The 25,204-nt window shown below is 62.5% G+C and carries 22 protein-coding genes and 1 tRNA gene; 11 read left to right on the top strand and 12 right to left on the bottom strand.

Annotated elements, in window-relative coordinates:
- Nucleotides 1-14 precede the first annotated feature (14 nt).
- A complete protein-coding gene (locus tag BLP82_RS16855) occupies nt 15-1,133 on the top strand; it encodes a PilT/PilU family type 4a pilus ATPase (protein WP_092170479.1) in 1,119 nt (372 codons plus the stop codon).
- 168 nt (nt 1,134-1,301) lie between these two features.
- Here the strand turns inward: BLP82_RS16855 and BLP82_RS16850 are convergent, their stop codons facing one another.
- From BLP82_RS16850 to BLP82_RS16830, 5 genes are all read right to left on the bottom strand, one after another.
- Nucleotides 1,302-3,257, bottom strand: a complete 1,956-nt coding sequence (locus BLP82_RS16850; protein WP_092170295.1) for an acetoacetate--CoA ligase — start codon at nt 3,255-3,257, stop codon at nt 1,302-1,304.
- Between the two features lie 226 nt (nt 3,258-3,483).
- The gene (locus BLP82_RS16845; RefSeq protein WP_092170292.1) at nt 3,484-4,260 is read right to left on the bottom strand and encodes a 3-hydroxybutyrate dehydrogenase; all 777 of its coding nucleotides are present in this window, start codon (nt 4,258-4,260) and stop codon (nt 3,484-3,486) included.
- Nucleotides 4,261-4,267: 7 nt separating this feature from the next.
- Nucleotides 4,268-5,659: a GntP family permease gene (locus tag BLP82_RS16840; RefSeq protein WP_092170288.1), complete on the bottom strand. Its 1,392-nt coding sequence runs from the start codon at nt 5,657-5,659 to the stop codon at nt 4,268-4,270.
- Nucleotides 5,660-5,951: 292 nt separating this feature from the next.
- Complete coding sequence (locus BLP82_RS16835) at nt 5,952-7,367, bottom strand: sigma-54 interaction domain-containing protein (protein WP_092170285.1); 1,416 nt, start codon at nt 7,365-7,367, stop codon at nt 5,952-5,954.
- A gap of 175 nt (nt 7,368-7,542) precedes the next feature.
- Nucleotides 7,543-8,190, bottom strand: coding sequence for a TetR/AcrR family transcriptional regulator (locus BLP82_RS16830; RefSeq protein WP_092170281.1), 648 nt, complete (start codon nt 8,188-8,190; stop codon nt 7,543-7,545).
- Between the two features lie 105 nt (nt 8,191-8,295).
- Here BLP82_RS16830 and BLP82_RS16825 point away from each other — a divergent pair, with 105 nt between their 5' ends.
- Genes BLP82_RS16825 through BLP82_RS16815 form a run of 3 tightly spaced genes read left to right on the top strand, consistent with a single transcriptional unit; the run spans nt 8,296 to nt 10,516 of the window.
- On the top strand, nt 8,296-9,189 hold the full coding sequence (locus BLP82_RS16825; RefSeq protein WP_092170277.1) for an NAD(P)/FAD-dependent oxidoreductase: 894 nt from the start codon (nt 8,296-8,298) through the stop codon (nt 9,187-9,189).
- A 56-nt stretch (nt 9,190-9,245) separates the two neighbouring features.
- Complete coding sequence (locus tag BLP82_RS16820; RefSeq protein ID WP_092170273.1) at nt 9,246-9,626, top strand: antibiotic biosynthesis monooxygenase family protein; 381 nt, start codon at nt 9,246-9,248, stop codon at nt 9,624-9,626.
- 26 nt (nt 9,627-9,652) lie between these two features.
- A complete protein-coding gene (locus BLP82_RS16815) occupies nt 9,653-10,516 on the top strand; it encodes a class I SAM-dependent methyltransferase (RefSeq protein ID WP_092170269.1) in 864 nt (287 codons plus the stop codon).
- Nucleotides 10,517-10,521: 5 nt separating this feature from the next.
- On the opposite strand, the gene BLP82_RS16810 is transcribed toward BLP82_RS16815, so the two are convergent.
- The 6 genes from BLP82_RS16810 to BLP82_RS16785 all read right to left on the bottom strand — a co-directional run bounded on the left by BLP82_RS16810 (nt 10,522) and on the right by BLP82_RS16785 (nt 17,445).
- Entirely contained in the window at nt 10,522-12,096 is a 1,575-nt protein-coding gene (locus tag BLP82_RS16810) for an ABC transporter ATP-binding protein (protein ID WP_092170476.1), read from the bottom strand.
- Nucleotides 12,097-12,122: 26 nt separating this feature from the next.
- Complete coding sequence (locus BLP82_RS16805; RefSeq protein ID WP_092170264.1) at nt 12,123-13,145, bottom strand: ABC transporter permease; 1,023 nt, start codon at nt 13,143-13,145, stop codon at nt 12,123-12,125.
- Complete coding sequence (locus BLP82_RS16800; RefSeq protein ID WP_092170259.1) at nt 13,145-14,203, bottom strand: microcin C ABC transporter permease YejB; 1,059 nt, start codon at nt 14,201-14,203, stop codon at nt 13,145-13,147. Before BLP82_RS16800 ends, BLP82_RS16805 begins: the two co-directional genes overlap by 1 nt.
- Complete coding sequence (locus BLP82_RS16795; RefSeq protein ID WP_092170255.1) at nt 14,203-16,071, bottom strand: extracellular solute-binding protein; 1,869 nt, start codon at nt 16,069-16,071, stop codon at nt 14,203-14,205. Before BLP82_RS16795 ends, BLP82_RS16800 begins: the two co-directional genes overlap by 1 nt.
- Nucleotides 16,072-16,197: 126 nt before the next feature.
- Nucleotides 16,198-16,479, bottom strand: a complete 282-nt coding sequence (locus BLP82_RS16790) for a peptidylprolyl isomerase (RefSeq protein ID WP_060738094.1) — start codon at nt 16,477-16,479, stop codon at nt 16,198-16,200.
- Between the two features lie 96 nt (nt 16,480-16,575).
- Entirely contained in the window at nt 16,576-17,445 is an 870-nt protein-coding gene (locus BLP82_RS16785; RefSeq protein ID WP_092170251.1) for a lipase family alpha/beta hydrolase, read from the bottom strand.
- Between the two features lie 323 nt (nt 17,446-17,768).
- Here BLP82_RS16785 and BLP82_RS16780 point away from each other — a divergent pair, with 323 nt between their 5' ends.
- The gene (locus BLP82_RS16780; RefSeq protein ID WP_256576627.1) at nt 17,769-18,830 is read left to right on the top strand and encodes a hypothetical protein; all 1,062 of its coding nucleotides are present in this window, start codon (nt 17,769-17,771) and stop codon (nt 18,828-18,830) included.
- Between the two features lie 159 nt (nt 18,831-18,989).
- Here the strand turns inward: BLP82_RS16780 and BLP82_RS16775 are convergent, their stop codons facing one another.
- Nucleotides 18,990-20,060 (bottom strand): 3-deoxy-7-phosphoheptulonate synthase, encoded by a 1,071-nt coding sequence (locus BLP82_RS16775; protein ID WP_092170243.1) that lies wholly within the window; start codon nt 20,058-20,060, stop codon nt 18,990-18,992.
- A gap of 614 nt (nt 20,061-20,674) precedes the next feature.
- Here BLP82_RS16775 and BLP82_RS16770 point away from each other — a divergent pair.
- The 6 genes from BLP82_RS16770 (at nt 20,675) to BLP82_RS16745 (ending at nt 25,204) form a co-directional block, all read left to right on the top strand.
- Nucleotides 20,675-21,436, top strand: coding sequence for a carbon-nitrogen hydrolase family protein (locus BLP82_RS16770; protein WP_092170240.1), 762 nt, complete (start codon nt 20,675-20,677; stop codon nt 21,434-21,436).
- Nucleotides 21,437-21,443: 7 nt separating this feature from the next.
- A complete protein-coding gene (locus tag BLP82_RS16765; protein ID WP_092170237.1) occupies nt 21,444-21,878 on the top strand; it encodes a GNAT family N-acetyltransferase in 435 nt (144 codons plus the stop codon).
- Nucleotides 21,879-22,004: 126 nt separating this feature from the next.
- The gene (gene uvrY / locus BLP82_RS16760; protein WP_003182764.1) at nt 22,005-22,646 is read left to right on the top strand and encodes a response regulator transcription factor GacA; all 642 of its coding nucleotides are present in this window, start codon (nt 22,005-22,007) and stop codon (nt 22,644-22,646) included.
- 2 nt (nt 22,647-22,648) lie between these two features.
- On the top strand, nt 22,649-24,472 hold the full coding sequence (gene uvrC, locus BLP82_RS16755) for an excinuclease ABC subunit UvrC (protein WP_092170234.1): 1,824 nt from the start codon (nt 22,649-22,651) through the stop codon (nt 24,470-24,472).
- Between the two features lie 32 nt (nt 24,473-24,504).
- Nucleotides 24,505-25,065, top strand: coding sequence for a CDP-diacylglycerol--glycerol-3-phosphate 3-phosphatidyltransferase (pgsA, locus tag BLP82_RS16750; protein ID WP_018608070.1), 561 nt, complete (start codon nt 24,505-24,507; stop codon nt 25,063-25,065).
- Between the two features lie 63 nt (nt 25,066-25,128).
- A tRNA-Gly gene (locus BLP82_RS16745) sits at nt 25,129-25,204 on the top strand.

Here is a 25,204-nt window from a genome sequence, read left to right as displayed (position 1 = left end):
GGAAGTTTCAGTCCATGGAAATCGATCCGTTGTTGCGAATCCTGGCGAGCCAGAATGGTTCCGACCTTTACATGTCTACGGGAGCGCCGCCGTGCGCGCGTTTCGAGGGCGTACTCAAGCCCTTGGGGCACGAGGCCTTCAAGGTCGGCGACATTGCCCGGCTCGCCGAGTCTTTGATGGACGCCGAACAGCGCCTTGAGTTCGATCGGGAACTGGAAATGAACCTGGCGATCTCCCTGGCCGGCGTCGGGCGGTTCCGGGTCAATGTCTTCAAGCAGCGCAATGACGTGTCCATGGTGATCCGCAACGTCAAGCTGGACATCCCGCGCTTCGAAGACCTGAAACTGCCCCGGGTGCTGTTGGACAGCATCATGCAGAAACAGGGGTTGATGCTGTTCGTCGGCGCGACAGGTTCGGGCAAGTCGACTTCCCTGGCGGCGCTGATCGATTACCGCAATCGCAACAGCAGCGGCCACATCATCACCATCGAGGACCCGGTGGAGTATATCCATCGGCACAAGAAATCCATCATCAACCAACGGGAAGTCGGTGTCGACACCCGCAGTTTTCATGCGGCCCTGAAAAACACTTTGCGCCAGGCGCCGGACGTGGTGCTGATCGGCGAAATCCGCGATCGGGAAACCATGGAGCATGCCCTGGCGTTTGCCGACACCGGGCACTTGGTGATTTCCACCTTGCATGCCCATAACGCCAACCAGGCCCTGGACCGGGTGATCAATTTCTTCCCGGAAGAGCGCCGGCCGCAGTTGTTGAACGACCTGGGCAACAACCTCAAGGCGTTCGTTTCCCAACGCCTGGTGCGCACCCGTACCGGCCAGCGGCGGGCGGCGGTGGAGGTCATGCTGGGTTCGCCCACGGTGGCCGACCTGATCCGGCGCAACGAGCTTGGCGAGCTCAAGGGCATCATGGAAAAGTCAGAGGAACTGGGCATGCAAACCTTTGACCAGGCCTTGTTCAACCTGGTGGTCGAAGGCGCCATCGATGAGGAGGAGGCGCTGAAAAATGCCGATTCGGCGAACAACCTGCGGTTGCGTTTGAAGCTGCATACCGAGTCGGGGGCGCTGGCGCCACCGGCCGATCCGGCGGCGGGCGAGTGGGGGCTTATGGATTGATCGGGTTGGAGACCGCCCCTGTGGCGAGGGGATTTATCCCCGCTGGACTGCGAAGCAGTCCCGATACAGTCGGCTCAATCAGTCCGACATGCGGGGGTATCAGGTTCAGGGGCCGCTTCGCGCCCCAGCGGGGATAAATCCCCTCGCCACAACAACTGCCTGTTACGCTCAGTCGGCAAGCTCCGGCCTATCTCGAAACTGCTCCAGCGCCTCGGGGTTGGCCAGGGCATCGGTGTTCTTCACCGCCTCGCCATGCACCACGTTACGCACCGCCAACTCCACCACCTTGCCGCTGATGGTTCGCGGAATATCACTGACCGCGAGGATCTTCGCCGGTACATGCCGTGGTGTGGTGTGGGTCCGGATGACCTGGCGAATCCGTTGTTCCAGGGCTTGATCCAGCGTCACGCCATCGCGCAGGCGCACGAACAGCACCACCCGGACATCGCCTTGCCATTGCTGGCCGATGGCAACGCTGTCCAGCACCTGCTCGACCTTTTCCACCTGCCGATAGATTTCCGCCGTGCCGATGCGCACGCCGCCAGGGTTGAGCACGGCGTCGGAGCGCCCATGGATCAACAGGCCACCGTGAGGCAGTTCCTCGGCGTAGTCGCCTTGGGCCCACACCCCGGGGAACTGGGCGAAGTAGGACGCGCGGAGTTTTTCCTGCCGAGGGTCGTTCCACAAACCAATGGGCATCGCCGGGAAATGCCGGGTGCACACCAACTCACCTTTTTCGCCGATGACCGGATTGCCGGCCTCGTTCCAGACCTGCACGGCCATGCCCAGGCTCTTGCCCTGCATTTCGCCCCGGCGCACCGGGGACAGGGGGTTGCCGTTGACGAAGCAGGAGACGATGTCGGTGCCGCCGGACATCGAGGCCAGGCAGACATCGGCCTTGATGTCCCGGTACACATAATCGTAGCTATGGGGCGCCAGCGCCGAACCGGTGGACAGGAGGGTTTTCAGGCTGTCCAAACGGTGCGTCTGCCGGGGCTTGAGGCCTTCGCTTTCCAGGGCGGCGAGGAATTTGGGGCTGGTGCCGAAGACGCTGATGCGCTGCTGATCGATCAGGTCCAGCAAGCGCTCGGGGCCGGGGTGGAACGGCGAGCCATCGTAGAGCACCACCGCGCTACCCACGGCGAGGGCCGACACCAGCCAGTTCCACATCATCCAGCCGCAGGTCGTGTAGTAGAACAGTCGATCCTCGGGACCGAGATCGACGTGCAGGCCATGTTCCTTGACGTGTTGCAGCAGCACGCCGCCAGTGCCGTGGACGATGCACTTCGGCACGCCGGTGGTGCCGCTGGAGTACAGGATGTACAGCGGGTGGTCGAACGGAACGCTGACGAATGCCGGTTCGCCACCGCGTTGATAAAAGTCGTTCCACAACGCGACCGCGGCCGGGGTCTTGAAGTCTTCGAGGCGGGCGTCAGGCTGGGCATAAGGCAACACGATCAGTTGTTGCAGCGACGGCAGCCGTTCGAGGATTTCATTGACCTTGGCCCGTTGGTCGATGACCTTGCCGGCGTAGCGATAAGCGGCGCAGGTGATCAGCACCTTGGGCTCGATCTGGCCGAACCGGTCGATGACGCCCTGGGTGCCGAAGTCCGGTGACGAGCATGACCAGATGGCGCCCAGGCTGGTGCTGGCGAGCATGCCCACCAACGTCTGCCAGGTGTTGGGCATGCAGGCGGCGACCCGGTCGCCCCGGGTGACGCCAGCGGCTTGCAGGCTCTTCTGCAGGCCGGCGACATGGGCGGCGAGTTCGGCCCAGGTCAGTTGTTCCTGGTCGCCGTTTTCATCGATGGCGACCACCGCGACAGCTCCGTCGCGGCGACGCATCAGGTGTTCGGCGAAGTTCAGGGTCGCCCCCGGGAACCATTGGGCACTGGGCATTTGCGGGCCTTCCACCAGGACCTCGCTGGGCGGTTGGTGAAAGCGAATCTCGAAGAAGTCGACGATGGCCTGCCAGAAGGCCCCGCGCTGGTCGATGCTCCAGGCGTGCAGGGCGGGGTAGTCGTTCAGTTGCAGGTGATGCCGCGCGTTGACGAACTGGCGAAAGGCGTTCATGCGCGACTGGGCGATGCGTTCGGGGCTGGGTTGCCAGAGGAGGTCGGACATGGGGGGCCTCTTGTTTTTTTATGTACACACTATAGAGCGAGCCAATCCCGTGGCGAGGGGATTTATCCCCGTTGGGCGGTAGGAGCTGACGAGTGCAGCGAGGCTGCGATCTTTCCACTGCCCGTTGAATCTCGAGCGAAAGATTAAAAGATCGCAGGCTTCGCCAGCTCCTACAGGGTATGCCCCAGCGGGGATAAATCCCCTCGCCACAAGGAGTCGCAGGACCTTACTGGGCCAACCACCCACCATCGATATTCCACGCCGCGCCCCGCACCTGGCTGCCGGCTTCGCTGCACAGGAACAGCACCAGTTCCCCCAGTTGCGGCGGGGTGACGAATTCCAGGGCCGGTTGTTTCTCAGCCAACAGATCATGCTGCGCTTGTTGCGGGTCAACGCCGGCGGCAATGCGGTCGTCGATCTGTTTTTGCACCAGTGGCGTCAGCACCCAGCCCGGGCAGATGGCGTTGCAGGTCACGTTGCTGGTGGCGGTTTCCAGGCCGACCACCTTGGTCAGGCCGATCACCCCATGCTTGGCCGCGACATACGCCGCCTTGCCCACCGAGCCGACCTGGCCATGCACCGAGGCGATGTTGACGATCCGGCCCCAGCCCTTGGCCCGCATGCCCGGCAGGCTCAGGCGGGTGGCGTGGAACACCGAGGACAGGTTGATGGCAATGATCGAGTCCCAGCGCTCCACCGGGAAATCTTCCACGGCGGCCACGTGCTGGATCCCGGCGTTGTTCACCAGGATGTCCACGCCGCCGAACTCGCGCTCGGCGTAGGCGAGCATGTCGGCGATCTGCGCCGGGTCGCTGACATCGGCCGGATGATGACCGACCTTGCCGCCGAACTGTTTGATCTCGGCGATCACCGCCGAGGCATCGCCGAAGCCGTTGAGGATCAGGTTGGCGCCGGCCTTGGCCAGGCTCAGGGCGATGCCCAGGCCGATGCCGCTGGTAGAACCGGTGACCAGGGCGGTCTTGCCCGAAAGAGGAGTTGTCATGGGAACCTCACACAATGCCAGTGGCGTAGAACACAGCGATCACGAAGAACACCGCGAGGGTCTTGATCAGCGTAATGCAGAAAATGTCTTTGTAGGCTTCGCGGTGGGTCAGCCCGGTTACCGCCAGCAGGGTAATCACCGCGCCGTTGTGGGGCAGGGTGTCCATGCCGCCGCTGGCCATGGCAGCCACCCGGTGCAGCACTTCCAGGGGAATGTTGGCGGCGTGGGCGGCGCTGATAAAACTTTCAGACATCGCCGCCAAGGCGATGCTCATGCCGCCCGAGGCGGAGCCGGTGATGCCCGCCAGCAGCGTGACCGTCACCGCTTCGTTGACCAGCGGATTGGGAATGTTCTTGAGCCAGTCGGCCAGCACCAGGAAGCCTGGCAAGGAGGCGATGACCGCACCGAAGCCGTATTCCGAAGCGGTGTTCATCGCCGCCAGCAACGCACCGCCCACGGCGCTCTTGCTGCCTTCGGCCAGTTTGCTGCGAATGGCCCGGAAGCCGAACAGCAAGACCATGATGATGCCCACCAGCAACGCCGCCTGCACTGCCCAGATGGCAGTGAGCTTGGCGATGTCGCTGGTCACCGGTGTCGCCATGCCCGGCAGCGCCAGGCTGTGGGTCTTGCCGTACCACTGTGGGATCCACTGGGTGAACAGCAGGTTCATGATGCCCACCGCCAGCAGTGGCGAAACGGCGATCCACGGGTTCGGCAGCTTGATGTCTTCGGCGGTTTCCGGCTCGTTGCGCAGTTCGGTGCCATAGCCTTCGCCCACACGCTGGGCCTTGTTGCGCTGACGTTGCAAAAACAGCATGCCGAGGCTGAACACGAAGATTGTACCGATCACCCCCAGCCAGGGTGCGGCCCAGGCGGTGGTGTTGAAGAACGTGCTGGGGATGATGTTCTGGATTTGCGGCGTGCCGGGCAGGGCGTCCATGGTGAATGAGAATGCGCCGAGGGCGATGGTGGCCGGGATCAGACGCTTGGGGATATTGCTCTGGCGGAACATCTCGGCGGCGAACGGGTACACCGCGAAGACCACGACAAACAGCGACACGCCGCCATAGGTCAGCAAGGCGCAGACCAGTACGATCACCAGCATGGCCTGGCGCGTCCCCAGCAAGCGAATCGCCGCGGCGACGATGGAGCGGGAGAACCCCGACAGCTCGATCAGCTTGCCGAACACCGCGCCCAGCAGGAATACCGGGAAATACAGTTTGATGAAGCCGACCATTTTCTCCATGAACACCCCGGTGAATGCGGGGGCGACGGCGGAAGGGTCGGTGAGCAGGACGGCACCGAGGGCGGCGATGGGGGCAAAGAGGATAACGCTGTAGCCACGGTAGGCGGCGACCATCAGCAGCGCGAGGGCTGCCAAGGCAATGATCACACTCATGGTGTGTCTCCTGGATTGTTATTGTTGTGGTGACGCTGTGGGAGAGGCTTTAGCGAGTTTTGTGCCAGGTGTGTAACTATTTGAAATATAAGGAGATTGTTTTATTTTTTAGGGCGGGAGTGAGGGTTTTGTCTCTGTTTTGAGATTTTTAGGGGATGGGCTGGCCTCATCGCGAGCAAGCTCGCTCCCACAGGTTCTTGAGTTACGCGGTCAACTGTGGGAGCGAGCTTGCTCGCGATGGAGCGCAAAGCGCTCCAAAACCGGCAGTCTATATTTTGAGATTCAAGTCTCTCTATTGAGACTCGGCAATGCCCAACGCCACCATTTTCTTGTACAACGTCGATCTCCCCAGCCCCAACCGCTCGGCCGCTTCCACCACTTTGCCGCCGCATTGCGCGAGGGTGGTTTCGATCAGTTGTCGGTCGAAGCGCGCCCGGGCCTGGCTGAAGGTTTCCTGGGGCAGGGGTTCGTAGCTCACGTCCGCCGGGCGTGTTACCGGCATGAAGGTCCCAATGGCCGCGCGGATGTCCGCTGCCGTGAGCACCAGGTCATCGCTGAGCAGCGCAGCCCGTTCCAGCACATTGCGCAGCTCGCGGATGTTGCCCGGCCAGGCGTGTTGTCGCAGCAGGTCGAGTGCGGCGGGGTTCAGTTCGTGCTGGCTGCGCAACTCCTCCAGGATCGCTTCGCCCAAGGCTGGCAAATCATCCAGGCGTTCGCGCAACGGTGGGACCTGGATCGGCAATACGTTGAGGCGGTAATACAGGTCGGCGCGGAACTCTCCGCGCTTGATCGCCGCTTCCAGATCCATGGAAGTGGCGGCGATGATTCGCACGTCGCTTTGCAGCACCTCGTTGGAGCCCACCGGTTCGTACTCTTTTTCCTGGAGCACCCGCAACAGTTTGCTTTGCAGCGGCAGCGGCATGTCGCCGATCTCGTCGAGGAACAGCGTGCCGCCTTGGGCAATCTGCAGCTTGCCGGCACGGCCCTTGCGGTCGGCCCCGGTAAAGGCCCCCGGGGCGGTGCCGAAAAACTCGGCTTCCAGCAGCGATTCAGGAATCGCCGCGCTGTTGATGCTGACGAACGCCTTGTGCGCCCGCGGCGAAGCGCTGTGGATGGCCTGGGCCAGCAGTTCCTTGCCGGTGCCGGTTTCGCCCAGCAGCAGCACCGGCGAATCGGCGCTGGCGCTACGCCGGGCACGGCGCTTGACCTCAAGGCCGGCGCTGCTGGTGCCAATGAAATGGGCGAAGTTGTACTTGGTTTGCCGCGCCCGTAGCAATGAGCGGGTGGAGGCCAGTTCTTCCTGCATGCTCAGGTAGCGCTTGAGCATCGGCGACAGGCTGTGCAACTCATCGAACAAGGCAAAGCCGATGGCACCGATCACCGCGCCCGCGCTGTCGTGTATCGGCAGGCGCATCACCACCAGCGGCTCCTTGGGCGTGTCCTGCATGTCCAGCAGGATCGGGCGCCCGGTGCGCACCACTTCGCGTAACAGGCTGCTGGGAATCACGCTTTCGCACGCCCGGCCAATGGCTTCCTGGGCCGAGTTCAGGCCGAAACGGCGGGCGTAGCGTTCGTTCATCCAGACGATATTCGCATCACGGTCGACAATCACCGTGCCTTCGCTGGACTGCTCGATGATCTCGAACAACGAACGGATCGCCAGCGTGCGCACGCGCTTGTAATCCTTGAGGCTTTCGGTGGTGTTCATCGGGCATTTCCAGGGAGGAGGGATTTGCCGGCAGCCATGGACGGGTGCCAAGAGCCGCATTATGCCGGGGGAAATTCCAGGATCGAAGCGCCGCTGTTGCTTTCTAGCTAACTTGTACGGTTAGAAGCTCTCCAAATGGACGGCCCCGGCCAAGCCGCCCGGAGCAATCAAATACTTATCCGCCCGCGTGGTCGTTACCACCGTGCGCGGCGATGAACATGGCGACGGCCGACCGGCAATAGGATTCCATTTCGTTGTCGTCCTCTGCTCTGGCCTCATCGAAGCGCGCGATCATCAGGAGATCGGATCCTTTGAAAAGCGCGGCAAACAAGCGGGCGGACCCCAGAGGATCGGGCACGTTCAGCACCGCCTTCGCGTGCAACTGACGCAACAGGGCCTCGATCTGGGCGATGACATAGGCGGGGCCGGCTTCGTAATGGCGCTTGCTTAACGATTTTTGATTCGTCTTGTCGGCCATGATCATGGCTTCGACACTGCGCACGTCGGGGCTCAACAACGTGCGCAGCAGGGATGTTCCCACCGCCATGAGCTGATCTGCCGCCGAACCGCCGACGCCTTCAATAAGGGCCTGCGGTGCAAATTGATGGCAGTGGGCCGCGATTGCCGCACTGAACAGCGCCTCCTTGTTCTCGAAGTGCCGATAGATGCTGAGCTTGGAGATCTTCGCCCGCTGGGCGACCTTGTCCATGGTCGTCGCTTGAAAACCCAACTCCACAAAAAGTTCGCCCGCGGCGTCGACTATCGTTTGGCCAAGCGCCTCGTTGGCGGGCCGGCCGCGACGGGCCTGGCTGTTTTCGGTCATAAAAATTCCAGTACTTGACAGTATTCTAATTCTTGAATTATGGTACTTCAAAGTATCTTAAAGTACAAACCAATCTCCTCCCTCCACAGTACGGAGCCCATCAACATGAATGACGTCATCATCATCGGCGGCAGCTTTGCCGGGCTTGCCGCCGCCCTGCAACTCGGCCGTGCCCGCCGCAAGGTCACCGTTCTCGATACCGGCCTGCCGCGCAATCGCTTCGCCGACCACTCCCATGGCCTGCTCGGCCACGACCACAAGCCACCGCTGGAGATACTGGCCGAGGCGCGGCAGCAGTTGGCACGTTATCCCACGATCCAACTGGTCAATACCCGGGCCGAGAGCGTCTCCGGCGCCATCGACGATTTCTCCGTCCTCACGAGCGAGGGCGAAAGCCTCAGGGCGCGCCGCCTGATCCTGAGCTATGGCGTCGCCGACCAGATGCCTGAAGTGCCCGGCTTTGCCGAAGGCTGGGGCACCTCCATCGTGCCTTGCCCCTATTGCGACGGCTTTGAAGTTGCCGGCCGGCATTGGGGCCTCGTCTGGTCCGGCCCAATGTCGCACAACTACGTCAGGCTGTACCACGATTGGACTGACACGTTGACGGTCTTCGCCAATGGTCACGACATTTCACCCGATATCCGAGCCGATCTGGCGCGCCGTGGCATCCCTGTCGTCGATGGCCGGGTCACCGAAATCGACCATGACGAGAGCCATAACGCCACCGTCAGGCTCGACGCCGGCCCCTCTGTCGCGGTCGACATCCTGTTCGCGCATCCGCGCAACAAGCCGTCCGCACGCCTGCATGAATCGCTGGGTCTCGCCACGGTTGAAACGCCCCAGGGCATCGTCCTCAAGGTCGACGAGCGCCGCGAAACCAGCGTGCCCGGCATCTACGCCGCCGGCGACCTCGCCAACCCGGCAATGCCCTCGGTCACCACGGCATCATGGCAGGGCGCGACGGCGGGCATCTCCGCTCAGCAGTCGATGCTGGTTTGAGGGCAAGCAGCATCGATCTCCCCAGTTTCAATTGCACAATAAACAGGAGCGCCGCCATGCCCGCCATAAAACCATTCAAACCTCTAGACGAGAAATTTCCATTTGACCGCCAACTCGGTATCGCGGCCGCGCCTCTCGTGCTGATCAACCTCTTCACGGTCGTCGATCCCGCCGATGAAGCGGGCTTCCTGGACGCTTTCAAGGCAGCTGCCGAGGTCATAACGAAGCAACCGGGCTTCATTTCCATGCAACTGCATCGAGCGATCGGCGATAGCCCGACTTACCTGAACTATGTGGTGTGGGAATCCACCGAGGCGGTCCGCGCCGCCTTCACTGATCCCGCGTTCCTCGCGAAACTTCCTGCATATCCGTCATCCGTTGTGGCCAGCCCGCACCTGTTCCAGAAGGTCGCCGTCCCCGGCTTTTGCGTGGCCTGAAGAACGACTCAAGACGAGGAGATGTCATGACAGAGCAAAATGCCCATCAAGTCGCCGACTGGAATGGCCAAAGCGGTGAGTACTGGGCCGCCAACCAGGCCCGGCTCGACGCCATGTTTGCGGTATTCGGTCAGGCCGCGATCGAAGCCGCCGCGCCCGCCATGGGCGAACGCGTGCTGGATATCGGCTGCGGCGCGGGCGCGTCGAGTCTGGCTCTGGCCTCCCGCGTCGGCGCGGGCGGCCATGTGCTGGGCGTGGACATATCCGAACCGCTGATCGGTCGAGCGCGCGCACTGGCGCCACAGGATACGCCGGCCCAGTTCCGGGTCGCCGACGCCAGCAGCGCCGAGCTGCCCGAGGGTGCGTTCGACATCCTGTTCTCGCGCTTCGGAGTCATGTTCTTCGACGACCCCACAGGGGCCTTCGCCCATATGCGACACGCGCTGCTGCCGGGCGGGCGGGTCGCTTTCGTCTGCTGGCGTGGCGTGGCCGAGAACGATTGGGTGCGCTTGCCGATGGCCGCAATCAAGGACATCGTCCCGCTCCCCGCGCCGCCCGGTCCCGAAGCTCCCGGCCCGTTCTCGTTCGGCGACCGGGGGCGGCTGACACGCATCCTGACGAGGGCCGGCTTCACCGATATCACTATCGCGCCCTTTGATGCTGCCATCCCGTTCGGTGAGGGCGGGACGCGGGACGAAGCGATCGACGACGCGGTGAAGATGGCGTTCGAGGGCGGCCCATTGTCGCTTGTGTTAGCTGATCAGTCCGACGACATCCGCGCCCGCGCCTGGGCCGCGGTTCGTGCCGCCTTCGCGGGCCTCCCTGGTGAGCGGTCGGTGATGATCGACGGCGCGGCGTGGATCGTCATGGCACGCAATCCTGCAAGTTGACAGGATTACCCCGGATGCGCCGCCGCCAACAGCTCTTTGGTATAGGGATGCTGGGGTGAATCGAACACGTCGTGACTGGCGCCTTGCTCGACCACTTTGCCGTCCTTGATCACGATCATGTCGTGGGCCAGGGCGCGGACCACCGCCAGGTCATGGCTGATGAACAGGTAGGTCAGGCCGTGTTTTTCCTGGAGCTGGCGCAGCAGCGCGACCACCTGTTTCTGCACGGTGCGGTCCAGGGCCGAGGTCGGTTCGTCCAACAGGATCAGGGCCGGCTTGAGCACCAGCGCCCGGGCGATGGCGATGCGTTGGCGCTGGCCGCCGGAGAATTCGTGGGGATAGCGATGGCGGGTCTGCGGGTCGAGGCCGACTTCCTTGAGCGCCTGGATCACCTGGGCTTCGCACTGCTCGGCACTGGACGGGCTGTGCACCTCGAGGCCTTCGCTGATGATCTGCTGCACCGACATCCGTGGGCTGAGGCTGCCGAACGGGTCCTGGAACACCACCTGCATCTGCTTGCGCCACGGCCGCAGCGCTTTCTGCGACAGATGATCGAGGGCCTGGCCCTGGAAACGAATGCTGCCTTCGGACTCGATCAGCCGCAGGATCGCCTGGCCGAGGGTGGACTTGCCGGAGCCGGATTCGCCGACGATGCCCAGGGTCTTGCCGCGCTGGATGCTCAGGCTGATACCGTCCACAGCGCGCAAGTATTCCTTGCGCCGGAACAGCCCGCCCCCCAGGGGAAAACTCACGCGCAGGTCTTGTACCTGCAACACGTCCTCGCGGTCGTCCCGGGGCAGGGCCTCGCCTTCCGGTTCGGCGTGCAACAGCTCGCAGCTGTAGGGGTGTTTCGGCGCGCTGAAGAGGGTTTCGCAAGGCGCCTGTTCGACGATTTCCCCGGCCTTCATCACGCACACCCGTTGGGCGATGCTGCGCACCAGGTTCAGGTCGTGACTGATCAACAGCAAGGACATGCCGAGCCGTTGCTGCAAAGACTTGAGCAACAGCAGGATTTTGCGTTGCACGGTCACGTCCAGCGCCGTGGTCGGTTCGTCGGCGATCAACAGCTCCGGCTCGCAGGCCAGGGCCATGGCGATCATTACCCGTTGCCGTTGGCCGCCGGACAGTTGATGGGGATAGGCCTTGAGCCGCTCGGCGGGTTTCTGAATCCCCACCAGGGCCAGCAGCTCCAGAATGCGCTCGCGTGCCGCCTTGCCGCCCAGGCCCCGGTGCAGCATCAGGGTTTCACCGATCTGCTTTTCGACGCTGTGCAGCGGGTTCAGCGAAGTCATCGGTTCCTGGAAGATCATGGCGATGCGGTTGCCGCGCAACTCCCGCAGGGTCTTGGCGTCGGCCCCCACCAGTTCCTGGCCGCGATAGCGAATGCTGCCGCTGGTGTGGGCTTCGTTCTCGGGCAGCAATTGCAGGATCGAATGGGCGGTCACCGACTTGCCCGAGCCCGACTCGCCCACCAGGGCCAGGCATTCGCCGGGGCGGATGTCCAGGCACAGGTTGCGCACCACCGTCTGGTCGTTGAAGGCCACGCTCAGGTCGCGGATTTCGATCAGGTTATCGCTCATCTCAAGGTTCCGCTTCATGGCTGTTTTCAAGAGCGTGGGTCGAACGCGTCTCGCAACGCTTCGCCGATAAACACCAACAGGGAAAGAATCAGGGCCAGGGTGAAAAACGCCGTCAGCCCCAGCCATGGCGCTTGCAGGTTCTGTTTGCCCTGGGCGATCAACTCGCCCAGGGAGGCGCTGCCGGCCGGCATGCCGAAGCCAAGAAAATCCAGGGCGGTGAGGGTGGAGATTGCCCCGGTGAGGATGAAGGGCAGGTAGCTCAGGGTGGCGTTCATCGCGTTGGGCAGGATATGCCGCACGATCACCTTGCGATCACTGAGCCCCAGGGCCCTGGCGGCCTTGACGTACTCCAGGTTGCGCCCGCGCAGGAACTCGGCGCGGACCACGTCCACCAGGGCCAGCCAGGAAAACAGCGCCATGATCCCCAGCAGCCACCAGAAATTCGGCTCGACGAAGCCGGACAGGATGATCAACAGGTAGAGCACTGGCAGGCCGGACCAGACTTCCAGCAGGCGCTGCCCGAGCAGATCCACCCAGCCGCCGTAATACCCCTGCAACGCACCGGCGGCGATGCCGATCAGCGCACTGATGGCGGTCAGGGCCAGGGCGAACAGGATCGACACCCGGGCGCCGAAGATCACCCGGGCCAGCACATCCCGGGACTGGTCATCGGTGCCCAGCCAGTTCACCGATGAGGGCGGGCTCGGAGCGGGTTGGTTGAGGTCGTAGTTGGGGGTGTCGTCGCTGAACGGGATCGGTGGAAACCACAGCCAGCCGCCGTCCTTGTGGATCAGGTTCTGCACGTAGCTGCTGCGGTAGTCGGCCTGGAACGGCAGTTGCCCGCCAAATTCCTGCTCGGTGTGGCGCTTGAATACCGGGAAATACAGCGAGCCCTGGTAGCTCACCACCAGTGGCTTGTCATTGGCAATCAACTCGCCGCCCAGGCTCAGGATGAACAGGCCGATGAACAGCCACAACGACCACCAGCCCCGGCGGTTTTTCCTGAAACGCTCGAAGCGTCGGCGGCCCAAGGGGGAAAGCTTGAACATCAGGCGCTCCTCGCGGCGAAGTCGATGCGCGGGTCCACCAGGGTGTAGCAGAGGTCGCCGATGAGTTTGATCAGCAGGCCGAACAGCGTGAAGATGAACAGCGAGCCGAACACCACCGGATAATCCCGGGACACCGCGGCCTCGTAGCTCATGCGCCCCAGCCCATCGAGGGAAAAAATCACCTCGATCAGCAAGGAGCCGGCAAAGAACACGCTGATGAACGCCTGGGGAATGCCGGAGACCACCAGCAGCATCGCATTGCGGAACACGTGACCGTAGAGCACCCGCTGTTCGCTCATGCCCTTGGCCCGCGCCGTGACCACGTACTGGCGGGTGATTTCATTGAGGAACGAGTTCTTGGTCAGGATCGTCAGGGTGGCGAAGCCGCCGATCACCAGCGAGGTGACCGGCAGCACCAGGTGCCAGAAATAATCGGCGATCTTGCCCAGCGTCGACAGTGACTCGAAGTTGTCCGACACCAGCCCGCGCACCGGAAACCAGTTCAGCGAGGTGCCGCCAGCGAACACCACGATCAGGAACATCGCGAAGAGGAACGCCGGCATGGCGTAGCCAATGATGATCGCGGTGCTGCTCCATACGTCGAATGCCGAGCCGTGACGCACGGCCTTGCGAATGCCCAGGGGAATCGACACCAGGTACGTGATCAAGGTCGCCCAGAGCCCGAGGGAGATGGTCACCGGCATCTTTTCCAGGATCAGGTCGGTGACCGTGGCGCCGCGGAAGAAGCTCTTGCCGAAGTCGAGGCGCGCATAGCTGCTGAGCATCAGCCAAAGGCGCTCGTGGGCCGGTTTATCGAAGCCGTATTGTTTCTCGATGTCCTTGATCAGTTGCGGGTCCAGGCCGCGACTGGCGCGGGAATTGCCGCTCATCTCACTGCCCGAACCGCCGACGCTGGTGCCGCCGATGCCTTGCAGGTGGGCGATGGCCTGTTCCACCGGCCCGCCGGGTGCGGCCTGCACGATGACGAAGTTCACCAGCAGGATAATCACCAGCGTGGGAATGATCAGCAGCAGGCGCCGCGCGATATAAGCCCACATCAATGCGGCCCTCCAGGTGTGCCGCGCCTGATGCGTTCGGCGCGCATCTGCTCGTTGGTCAACGGTGTGGTGCTCACTTCCCACCAGCTTTCGATGGCTTCGTCATTGCTGGCCTGAACCTTGGGCATGCCGAAGCGGTTCCACCACACGGTCGAGCTGCCCGGCGGGTAATAGTTGGGGATCCAGTAGTAATTCCATTGCAGCACCCGGTCCAGGGCGTGGGCATGGCGCAGCATGTCGGCTTGGGTGCTGGCCTTGACCAGGCCGTCGATCAGCGCGTCCACCGCCGGGTTCTTCAAGGCCATGTAGTTGTTGGCCCCCGGATCGTTGGCGGCCGCCGAACCGAAGTAATTGTAGAGTTCCATGCCCGGCGAGGTGCTGACGGGGTAGCCGGTGATGATCATGTCGTAGTCGCGACTCATCAGGCGATTGACGTACTGGGAGGCGTCGATGCGGCGAATGCTCATGTCGATGCCGATTTGCGCCAGGGTACGTTTGTAGGGCAGCAGCAGGCGGTCGATACCGTTCTGGCTGTTCAGGAAGGTAAAGCTCAGCGGTTCGCCCTCGGCATTCACCAGGCGGTCGCCGTCGGGTTTCCAGCCGGCCTGTTCCAACAGGGCCAGGGCTTGCAATTGTTTGTCGCGGATCACCCCGCTGCCATCGGTTTTCGGGGCCTGGAAGACCTGGGTGAAGACTTCGTCGGGAATCTGTCCGCGCAACGGCTCCAGAATCGCCAGCTCGCCGGCATCGGGCAGTTTTCGGGCGGCGAGGTCAGTGTTGGAGAAGTAACTCTGCTGACGCACATAGACATTGCGCATCATCTGGCGGTTGCTCCATTCGAAATCCCAGAGCATGGCCAGGGCCTGGCGCACGCGGCGGTCCTGGAACTGCGGTTTTTGCAGGTTGAAGACAAAACCCTGGGCGGCCTGGGGCGCCTCTTTGGCCAGGTGGGCCTTTTGCAGGCGGCCGTCCTGCAGGGCCGGGCCGTCGTAGCCGATGGCATAGCCGGTGGCGGAGAATTCGCGATTGTAGTCATAGGCGCCGCTGCGCAGCACCTGGCGGGCGACGTCAGTGTCGCCAAAATACTCGATGCTGAAATGGTCGAAATTGTAGAGCCCACGACTGACCGGCAAATCCTTGCCCCACCAATTGGCATTGCGCTCGAACGTGATGCTGCGCCCGGAATCGACCTTGCTCACCCGGTAGGGGCCACTGCCCAGTGGCGCCTCGTAGCCGCCGCCGTTGGCGAAGTCGCGCGTCTTCCACCAATGTTCGGGAAGGACCGGCAGGGTGGCGATGTCCAAGGGCAGGGTGCGGCTTTCGTTGTTCTTGAAGTTGAAGCGCACGGTGCGCTCGTCCTCGACCACTACGTCCTTGACCGCCGCGAACTGGGTGCGATAACGCAGGCTGCCTTGGGTCATCAACAGCTCGAAGCTGTAGCGCACGTCCTGGGCGGTGATGGGCTTGCCATCGGCGAAGCGGGCCTTGGGGTTGAGGTAGAAGCGCAGGGACAGGCCATCGTCGGCACGCTCCATCTTCTGCGCCACCAGGCCATAGACGGTATAGGGTTCATCCAGCGAGCGCTGGGCCAGGGGCGAGTAGAGCATCCCGTCGATCTGGCTGACGCCGATGCCTTTGTCGATGTAGGGCAGGATGTGGTCGAAGTGGCCAATCTCCACGGCCGAGCGGCGCATGGTCCCACCTTTTGGGGCCTGGGGGTTGGCGTAGGCGAAGTGGCCGAAGCCTTCGGCATATTTGGCGGGTTCGCCATAGACGGTCAGGGCATGTTGCGGTGCTGCATCGACGCCGGCGGCGCCTGTCAGCAGGACCATGGCAATCAATAGCAGTGAAGGGAACGCCAGTCGCATTGTCAGCCTTAGAGCCGGGTGATCGATGACACGATTTGTACGCGAGCGGCGCTTGAATCGCCAGTCCCGCGAGACCCAAGCACAACGGCCCACCGAAGGGCGGGCCGTTATGCCGATAAACCGGGATCAGTCCTGGCGGCTGGTGACTTCCAGCAGGTGGTAGCCGAACTGGGTCTTGACCGGGCCTTGGACGGTGTTGATCGGTGCGCTGAACACCACGGTGTCGAACTCCTTGACCATCTGGCCCGGGCCGAACGAACCCAGGTCGCCGCCCTGACGGCTGGACGGGCAGGAAGAGTTGGCCTTGGCCACTTCGGCGAAGTCGGCACCGGCTTCGATCTGGGCCTTGAGTTCGTTGCACTTGTCTTCGGTGGCAACCAGGATGTGGCGGGCAGTGGCTTTGGCCATGGGGCAAATTCCTTTCGATATATTTAAAGGTGTTGAGCCTACCGGATTCATTGACGGGGTGTTGTCAAAATTGCGTCAAAACCTTGGGCCTGGCGATCAAAGGCCGGCTTTGCGCAGGCGCTCGGCGTGGCGCAGGTAAAGCTCTGTGGGGTCTGCCCCCTGGCATGCCTTGCCGCCTCCCGGGCTGATGGCCTCCAGGTGGTTCATGGGATAGTCGGAGCGAATGACCTTGCCCAAGTGCGAACTGAAGCGCCCGACCAGGCCGTCGTTCTGCCCGGCTTCGGTGATGAAGTATTCGGAAAAGGCGCGGCAGAAAACCTGCAAAGGCTCTCGTTCTTTGTCCGTCGCTTCTGGCAACGTGCCGCTCCATGAGTAGTAACGCACGCCGTTGACCCGTTCCGGACCGTTCCCGCCCCAGTGCTTCGGCAGGCCCTGGGGGTACTTGTCATTAAAGGCGCCCACGCCCTCGGTGGTCAGCGCCGGCAGCGCGGCGACAGCGGCCGGCGATAGCTGCGCCTGGCCGTCCAGCAGCGAGATGAAATCGGCGAAGAGCGTGGCGACGCCCCTTGCCACATGCCCAGGCAGCCGTCCGGGCGTAAGGGCCTTGCGCAGGAAATCGGCCAGTTCGGAGCCATGGTTGGGGCCGCTGACCGAGGTGACCGAGGCCACCTTGTCGGGGGCCAGGGCGGCGGCATACCGGGCGGCCAGCGCACCCTGGCTGTGGCCGATCAGGTTGACCCGGGTGGCGCCGGTGCCGGCCAGAACCCGATCGATCTGAACCAGCAATTGTTCGCCCCTGGCTTCGTTGGAGTGGGTGGCCGACAAGTGCGGGATGAACACCCGGGCACCGCCTGCGCGTAGGGCCTGTTTGATGCCATGGAAAAGTTCGAAGCCGCCGATCTTGTCAAACCCGAACAACCCATGGACCAGCAGGATGGGAAATTGAGTGGTTGCATTCCGTTGCATGTTCGTACCTTTTTCGAGGAGGTTCACCTTGAGTTTGCGACTTCACTCTAATGCAGGCTCATCCTGTGCGGTGTAGGAAGAAACCGCCCTGATCCAGGGAAACCGGAATAAAAAAAGTGGGAAGAGTGGGAAGTAATCCGGCGGCACTTGAGGATGTAGGAGGTCTCCTATAACCGCTGTCGTTTGCAGCTACAGGTTCGAGCGCCAAGGAGCACTCGCGCTGTCGTCTTGTCTGGCTGTGGGTTTGGCGCGAGCGGGTTCTAATGGATCCGCCGGGCGCCGTTATTCAAACGATGCCTTCATCCAAGGACTGGAGCCTGTACATGATCACCTATCCATCGCTTCAACGAGCCCGTTCAACCCCAACAACAAGGCTGCCGCCACCGGTCCTGGCAGCGGCCAGGGACGGGGTGATCAACCCCGCTTGGCGCAACGCCGTGGTGACCGTCAAGTCTTATCCCATGATGACCTGCGGGGATGAGGTGTTGCTGCGTTGGCACGGCCTTAACAACGATGGCGAACCCTACCGGCATGAAGTGGCCGGGTTCGTCACGGAACGGCAAGTGGGGCGAGACGTCGTGTTCGTCGTGCGCGAACCGCATATCGCCGAGTTGGACGGCGGTTCGCTGGAGGTCTCCTATCAGGTGACGGGCAAGCGGTTGCCGGCCACACTGTTTTCGGAACACCTGCAACTGGAGATCGGCGATGCATCGCCGCAACTGCTGCCTGCCATTGCCAACGATGCGGTGAGGGGCAGCCTCGATCCGAGCCGGGTGCCTGAAGGCACGTGGGTGAGCATTCGGCCCTACGCCAGGATGGCGGTCGGAGATCGGCTGATCCTGACGGCCAGCAAGGATTTCAAAGCGCTGTGGCGTGATGTGCTGGATATAGAAGCCCATGCGGTGGGTCGTGAGGTATCGCTCTGGATCGATCATTCGCTGATCGCGCCTCATTCGGGACACGATCTGGCCCTGACCTATGTCGTCAGGCGTGGACACTCGGTGCGTCGGGCTGGGCCCTTGTCGTTGCATATCGGCCCGTTGCAGCGCCCTGCGCTGAAGGCCCTTCAGATTAGGGAGATGAGCGACGGTTGGCTGGCGGTCGACGACCTGCAAGAGGGGGTGACGATTGTCATCGATGATCCCGGGCTTGAGGCGGGCGAGTTGGTCTGGTTGCAGTGCAATGGCAACTCCGCTTATGTGCTTGAGCGCGAAATCACCGAGGCCACGGCAGGTAAACCGCTCATGTTCGTGATTCCCGCAAGTTACTGGCAGGACCAGCGCGACAGGTCGGTGAGCGTGTTCTATCAGGTTGAGCGCCTGGATGACGTCAGCCAGCGCTCCGAGTGGGTGACGGTCCGGGTGCGTTCCAGCGCGTCAGGCTGAGCGAAGTCTCGCGCAACCCTGGTGGGGAGTGAGCTTGCTCGCGATGACGGTGTGTCAGGCAACCCAAGGCTGGCTGAACTGACGCCATCGCGAGCAAGCTCGCTCCCACAAAAGAGCTCCATGCTGCCCCTGGTTCCAGGGGCAGGTGGGTTCGGGACCTCAGGCGGGCAATTGCAACCGGCGATGAGCCTCGCGCAACAGTTGCTCGGTGGACTCCCAGCCCAGGCAGCCATCGGTGACCGAGACACCGTAGCGCATCGACGGGCCCAGTGGCTGGCAGCCTTCGAACAGGTGGCTTTCGAGCATCATGCCGATCAGGGAGCGGTTCCCTTGCAGCCGTTGTTCCAGCACGTCATTGAACACCTGCGGCTGACGCAGCGGGTCCTTGCCGCTGTTGGCGTGGCTGCAGTCCACCATGATCCGCGCGGGTATCTTGAGGCGGGTCAGGTCGCCGTGTATCTGCGTGACGCTCTGGCGGTCATAGTTCGGTCCGCGATGGCCGCCGCGCAGCACCAGGTGGGTGTCGGGGTTGCCTGGGGTCTGGATGATCGCCGGATGCCCCTGGCTGTCGACGCCGAAATGCCGATGGGGGTGGGCGGCGGAGCGCATGGCGTCGCAGGCAATGCCGACCCCGCCGTCCGTGCCGTTCTTGAACCCCACCGGCATGCCCAGCCCGCTGGCCATCTCCCGGTGTATCTGCGATTCGGTGGTGCGAGCGCCAATGGCGACCCAACTGAGCAGGTCATCGAAGTAACTGGCGGCCATGGGTTGCAACAGTTCGGTGGCGACGGGCAGGCCCAGTTGCAGCATCTCTCGCATCAACTCCCGGGACAAGGTCAGGCCGGCGGCCATGTCGTCGCTGCCATCCAGGCCGGGATCGTAGGCCAGGCCTTTCCAACCCACAGTCGTTCGGGGCTTTTCCACGTAGGCGCGCATGACCAACAGCATGCTGTCGCTCACTTCGTGGGCCACGCGAGCCAGGTTGGCGGCGTATTCGAGGGCGGATTTGGGGTCATGGATCGAGCAGGGGCCGAGGATGACCAGCAGGCGGGCGTCTTCACCGTTGAGGATCGCGCGGATGGCCTGGCGATGGAGGCTCACTTGGTGGCTCAACACGGTGCTGAGCGGCAATTGATGCTTGAGTTGCAACGAGCTTGGCAGACGCAGGGTCAGGGCTTCGTTGGCAGGGTTGAGCGTGGACAGCGGCAAAGCAGAGACGGACGAATTCATGATCTGGCTTCCTGGACGGGCAGCGGGTTCGTTCCCGCGCCGGTCCTAGTGGGGTGTTCGACAATTGGCCGTATGGGCCCGCAATTGAGACTTGCCACCGGTAGGTGACCGATCGGAGGCGGCAGGCTGTCCCGAGCGGTGGCTGGTAAATCGCCAGGCGGAAAAACTGTCGTAACGGTAATAAGTGGCGTAGTTCATGGCTCAATCCTCAAGTTGTCTGGTGCTGCAAATGTAGGGGGCTGGAAAAACAAAACCCCCGGTCGGGAGGCCGACCGGGGGTTTGGAAAACTCTGGAAGGCGACCCGTTTTAAAGTGGGCGCCGGTTGGGTATCAGGCGCGCCAGTGGCTAAACCAATACCCAAAATAAAAGCTGACCGGAGTTTGAACGCTGTTCGCCCGGGCAGCCGCAACCGAGCGCGGGGCGCTGGCGGTTTGAAGCGGTGAGAGGGCGTTGAACATGGTCTGTCTCCGATGAATGGCCCTGAGCTTACTAGAGGGCAGGGCGGCGGTTCAATCAGAAAATTCTATCGAGGGCATGCAATTGTTCGCCCTGGCTTGAGTCCGCTGGGCTTTATGACAAACTTCAGGTTCGCACCGCCTTCCAGGGATGACCCATGACCGCTCCAGTCTTCGCCGCCGCCCAGTCGATTTCTGTCGCGGGGGACCTTCGCGCCAACCTCGCGTGTCATCAGCGTTTCATGGAGGCTGCCGCTGAGCAGGGAGTGCAGTTACTGGTATTCCCTGAACTGTCGCTCACCGGCTACGAACGCAGCCTGGCGGCGGATCTGTCGATCCTGCCGGAGGACGCCGTGCTGCAACCGCTGCGTGACCTGGCACAAGCGCTCGGCCTGACCGCCGTGGTGGGCATGCCCATTCGGCTGTCGGTCGACGCTCCGGTGGTGATCGGCGCGTTGGTCCTGGGTGCCGACGGCTCCCTCGGGGTCTACAGCAAGCAGCATCTGCACCCGGGGGAAGAAGTCGCCTTCGCCCCGGGTCACGGTGGCTCGACGCTGACAATGGGGCAGGATCGCATCGCGCTGGCGGTGTGTGCCGATTTTTCCCACGCCAGTCATGCGGCTGCGGCAGCCGGGCAGGGCGCTACGCTCTATGCAGCGGGGGTATTGATCACCGAGGGTGGCTACCTGCCCGATACGACGTTGCTGCAAGGTTATGCCCGGCAGCATGCCATGACCGTGCTGATGGCTAATCATGGCGGCGTCACCGGAGGCTGGGAGTCGGCTGGCCGCAGTGCCATCTGGGGCCCGGACGGTTCGCTGCTCGCGGCGGCGCCGGGTACGGGCGAGTCGTTGGTGATTGCCCGCCGGGACGTCAACGGCTGGGCCGGGCAAGTCGTGCCGGTGACAGTGCTTCAATGAGGTCTTCATGAGTTTCGAGTGGCGTGCTGCAACGAACGGGGATATCGACTTCGCCCGGCAGTTGACCTGCGACAACATGCTTGCCTATTACCTCAGGCATGATTTGCTCTGGCAGGACGAAGCGTTCGACCTGGCCTGGATCATTCGCCAGAACTGGATAATCAGTCGTGAAGGCCAGGCGCTGGGCTTTGTCAGCCTCAGCCGTGATGCCCGGGCGTTGTATATCCGTGAGCTGCAGGTAAACGAGGCGTTCCGCGGGCAAGGCGCCGGTACCTGGACGATCGGACAGGTTTGGGACCTGGTGGCGCTGGAACGACGCCCGGCGCTGCGCCTGACGGTGTTCAAGGACAATCCCGCCAGGGCCTTGTACGAACGCATGGGCCTGCGTGTCGTGGGCGAGGACGAGTGTTTCCTGAGGATGCAGCGAGACGCCGGTGCTTGACGCCTCGGATGTCGTGCCGATAAAGATGCGTTGTAACTTTTATCTGTCCCTTTGCGCTAGGTCTGCCGGATGCTTTTTGCTAAGGTGTTGTGCAATCCAAATAAGACCAAATCGTGAGGTGTCTGCTTGATTAGGGTGTTAGTGGTCGATGACCATGATCTCGTCCGTACGGGCATTACACGAATGCTGGCTGACATCGACGGCCTGCAGGTAGTTGGTCAGGCTGAATCCGGTGAAGAGGCGCTGATCAAGGCGCGTGAGTTGAAACCCGACGTGGTGTTGATGGACGTCAAGATGCCTGGCATCGGCGGTCTTGAAGCCACGCGCAAGCTGCTGCGCAGCCACCCGGACATCAAGGTGGTCGCGGTAACCGTCTGCGAAGAGGACCCGTTCCCCACCCGGCTGTTGCAAGCGGGCGCGGCGGGCTACCTCACCAAGGGCGCGGGCTTGAACGAAATGGTCCAGGCCATTCGTCTGGTTTTTGCCGGGCAACGCTACATCAGCCCGCAAATCGCCCAGCAGTTGGCGATCAAGTCATTCCAGCCGACCAACGATTCGCCTTTCGATGCGCTGTCGGAACGGGAAATCCAGATTGCCCTGATGATTGTCGGTTGCCAGAAGGTACAGATCATCTCCGACAAGCTGTGCCTGTCCCCCAAGACCGTCAACACCTACCGCTACCGTATCTTCGAGAAGCTTTCGATCAGCAGTGACGTCGAATTGACACTGTTGGCGGTGCGCCACGGCATGGTCGATGCCAGCGCCTGAAAATGACTGAATTGTTTGATCCCAGCGCGTTCCTCTCCACCTGCAGCGGTCGCCCCGGCGTATACCGCATGTTCGACAGTGAGGCGCGCCTGCTTTATGTCGGCAAGGCCAAGAACCTCAAGAAACGCCTGGCCAGCTACTTCCGCAAGACCGGCCTGGCCCCGAAGACCTCTGCTCTGGTGGGGCGCATCGCGCAAATCGAAACGACGATCACCGCCAATGAAACCGAGGCCCTGCTGCTTGAGCAGACGCTGATCAAGGAATGGCGCCCGCCGTACAACATCCTGCTGCGCGACGACAAATCCTACCCCTACGTGTTTCTGTCCGACGGGGCGTTTCCGCGCCTGAGCATTCATCGGGGGGCCAAGAAGGCCAAGGGCAGGTATTTCGGCCCTTATCCCAGCGCCGGGGCGATTCGTGAAAGCCTCAGCCTGCTGCAGAAGACCTTCTTCGTTCGCCAGTGTGAAGACAGCTACTACAAGAACCGCACCCGGCCCTGCCTGCAGTACCAGATCAAGCGCTGCAAGGCGCCTTGCGTGGGGTTTGTCGAGCCCCAGGTCTACGCCGAGGACGTGCGTCACTCGGTGATGTTCCTGGAGGGCCGCAGCAATGCGCTGACCGATGAGCTGTCGGCAGCCATGGAGGACGCGGCGGTCAACCTTGAATTCGAACGGGCCGCCGAGTTGCGCGACCAGATCGGTCTGCTGCGCCGCGTGCAAGACCAGCAAAGCATGGAAGGCGGCAGCGGTGATGTCGATGTGGTCGCGGCGTTCATCAACCCGGGCGGCGCCTGCGTGCATTTGATCAGCGTGCGCGGCGGTCGGGTGCTGGGCAGCAAGAACTTCTTTCCCCAAGTGGGTATCGAGGAAGACGTGGCCGAGGTCATGGCGGCTTTTCTGGGCCAGTACTACATCAGCAGTCCGGAACGGGACTTGCCGGCCGAGTTGATCGTCAACGTGGTCCATGAGGATTTCCCGGCCCTGATCGAAGCCATCGACAAGCTCCGCGGTCGTGAACTGACCATCAGCCACCGCGTTCGCGGCACCCGTGCCCGTTGGCAGCAACTGGCCGTGACCAACGCCGAACAGGCCCTGGGCGCACGCCTGGCCAACCGTCAGCACGTGGCGGCGCGGTTCGATGCCCTGGCCGATGTCCTCAACCTGGATGAGCCGCCGCAACGGCTGGAGTGCTACGACATCAGCCATTCCAGCGGCGAGGCGACCGTGGCCTCCTGTGTGGTGTTCGGTCCGGAAGGCCCGATCAAGTCCGATTACCGCCGTTACAACATCGAAGGCGTCACGCCGGGCGACGACTATGCGGCGATGCATCAGGCGTTGATGCGGCGCTTCGGCAAGCTGAAGGACGGGGAGGGCAAGTTGCCGGATATCCTCCTGGTGGACGGCGGCAAGGGCCAGTTGTCCATGGCCCGCGATGTGCTCAATGAGTTGATGGTCCCCGACCTGATCCTGCTCGGTGTGGCCAAGGGCGCGACACGCAAGGCCGGTTTCGAGACCTTGTACCTGAACGATGCCGCCCATGAATTCACACTCAAGGGCGATTCGCCGGCGTTGCACCTGATTCAACAGATTCGCGACGAAGCCCACCGTTTCGCCATCACCGGACACCGTGCCCGCCGTGGAAAGACGCGCCGCACGTCTACACTTGAGGGTGTGGCAGGCGTCGGCCCGACGCGCCGTCGCGACTTGTTGAAACATTTTGGTGGATTGCAGGAACTGTCTCGTGCCAGCATCGAGGAGATAGCCAAAGCACCCGGTATCAGTAAAAAGCTCGCAGAGTCGATTTATGCAAACCTGCATAGCGAGTAGAATGCCCGTCAACCTCGTAGCCAGTTGTGCCGATGAATATCCCAAACCTGATTACCGTCCTACGCGTCCTGCTCATCCCGATCTTCATATTGCTGTTCTATTTGCCGTACCACTGGAGCTACGTGGCCTCGGCCTCGGTCTTTGCCTTCGCCGCCGCGACGGACTGGCTGGACGGCTACCTGGCCCGACGCCTGGAGCAGAGCACGCCGTTCGGTGCTTTTCTCGACCCCGTGGCCGACAAGCTGATGGTCGCGGTGGCCCTGGTGCTGCTGGTGCAGGAACATGGCAATCTCTGGCTGACCTTGCCGGCGGCGGTGATCATTGGCCGCGAAATCGTCGTCTCGGCGCTCCGTGAATGGATGGCCGAGCTGGGCGCTCGTGCCCAGGTTGCTGTGTCGAACCTCGGCAAATGGAAAACCGCCGCGCAGATGCTCGCACTGGTGATCCTGCTGGCCAACCCGTCGGATTTCAGCTTCTGGGTGCTGTTGGGCTACGCACTGCTGCTGGTTTCCGCTGGGCTGACGTTGTGGTCGATGGTCCAATACCTGCGCGCCGCCTGGCCGCATCTGCGGACGGATGTAGAGCCGAAATAAAACTTTTTTGAATCAAAGGGTTGACGGCGTAATCTGAACCTATAGAATGCGCCACACCAAGACGCGGGAATAGCTCAGTTGGTAGAGCACGACCTTGCCAAGGTCGGGGTCGCGAGTTCGAGTCTCGTTTCCCGCTCCA

The sequence above is a fragment of the Pseudomonas sp. NFACC37-1 genome, assembly GCF_900101575.1.
Classification (GTDB): domain Bacteria; phylum Pseudomonadota; class Gammaproteobacteria; order Pseudomonadales; family Pseudomonadaceae; genus Aquipseudomonas; species Aquipseudomonas fluorescens_AA.
The sequence above is the reverse complement of the archived record's forward strand: the minus strand, read 5'-3'. Positions and strand labels throughout refer to the sequence as shown.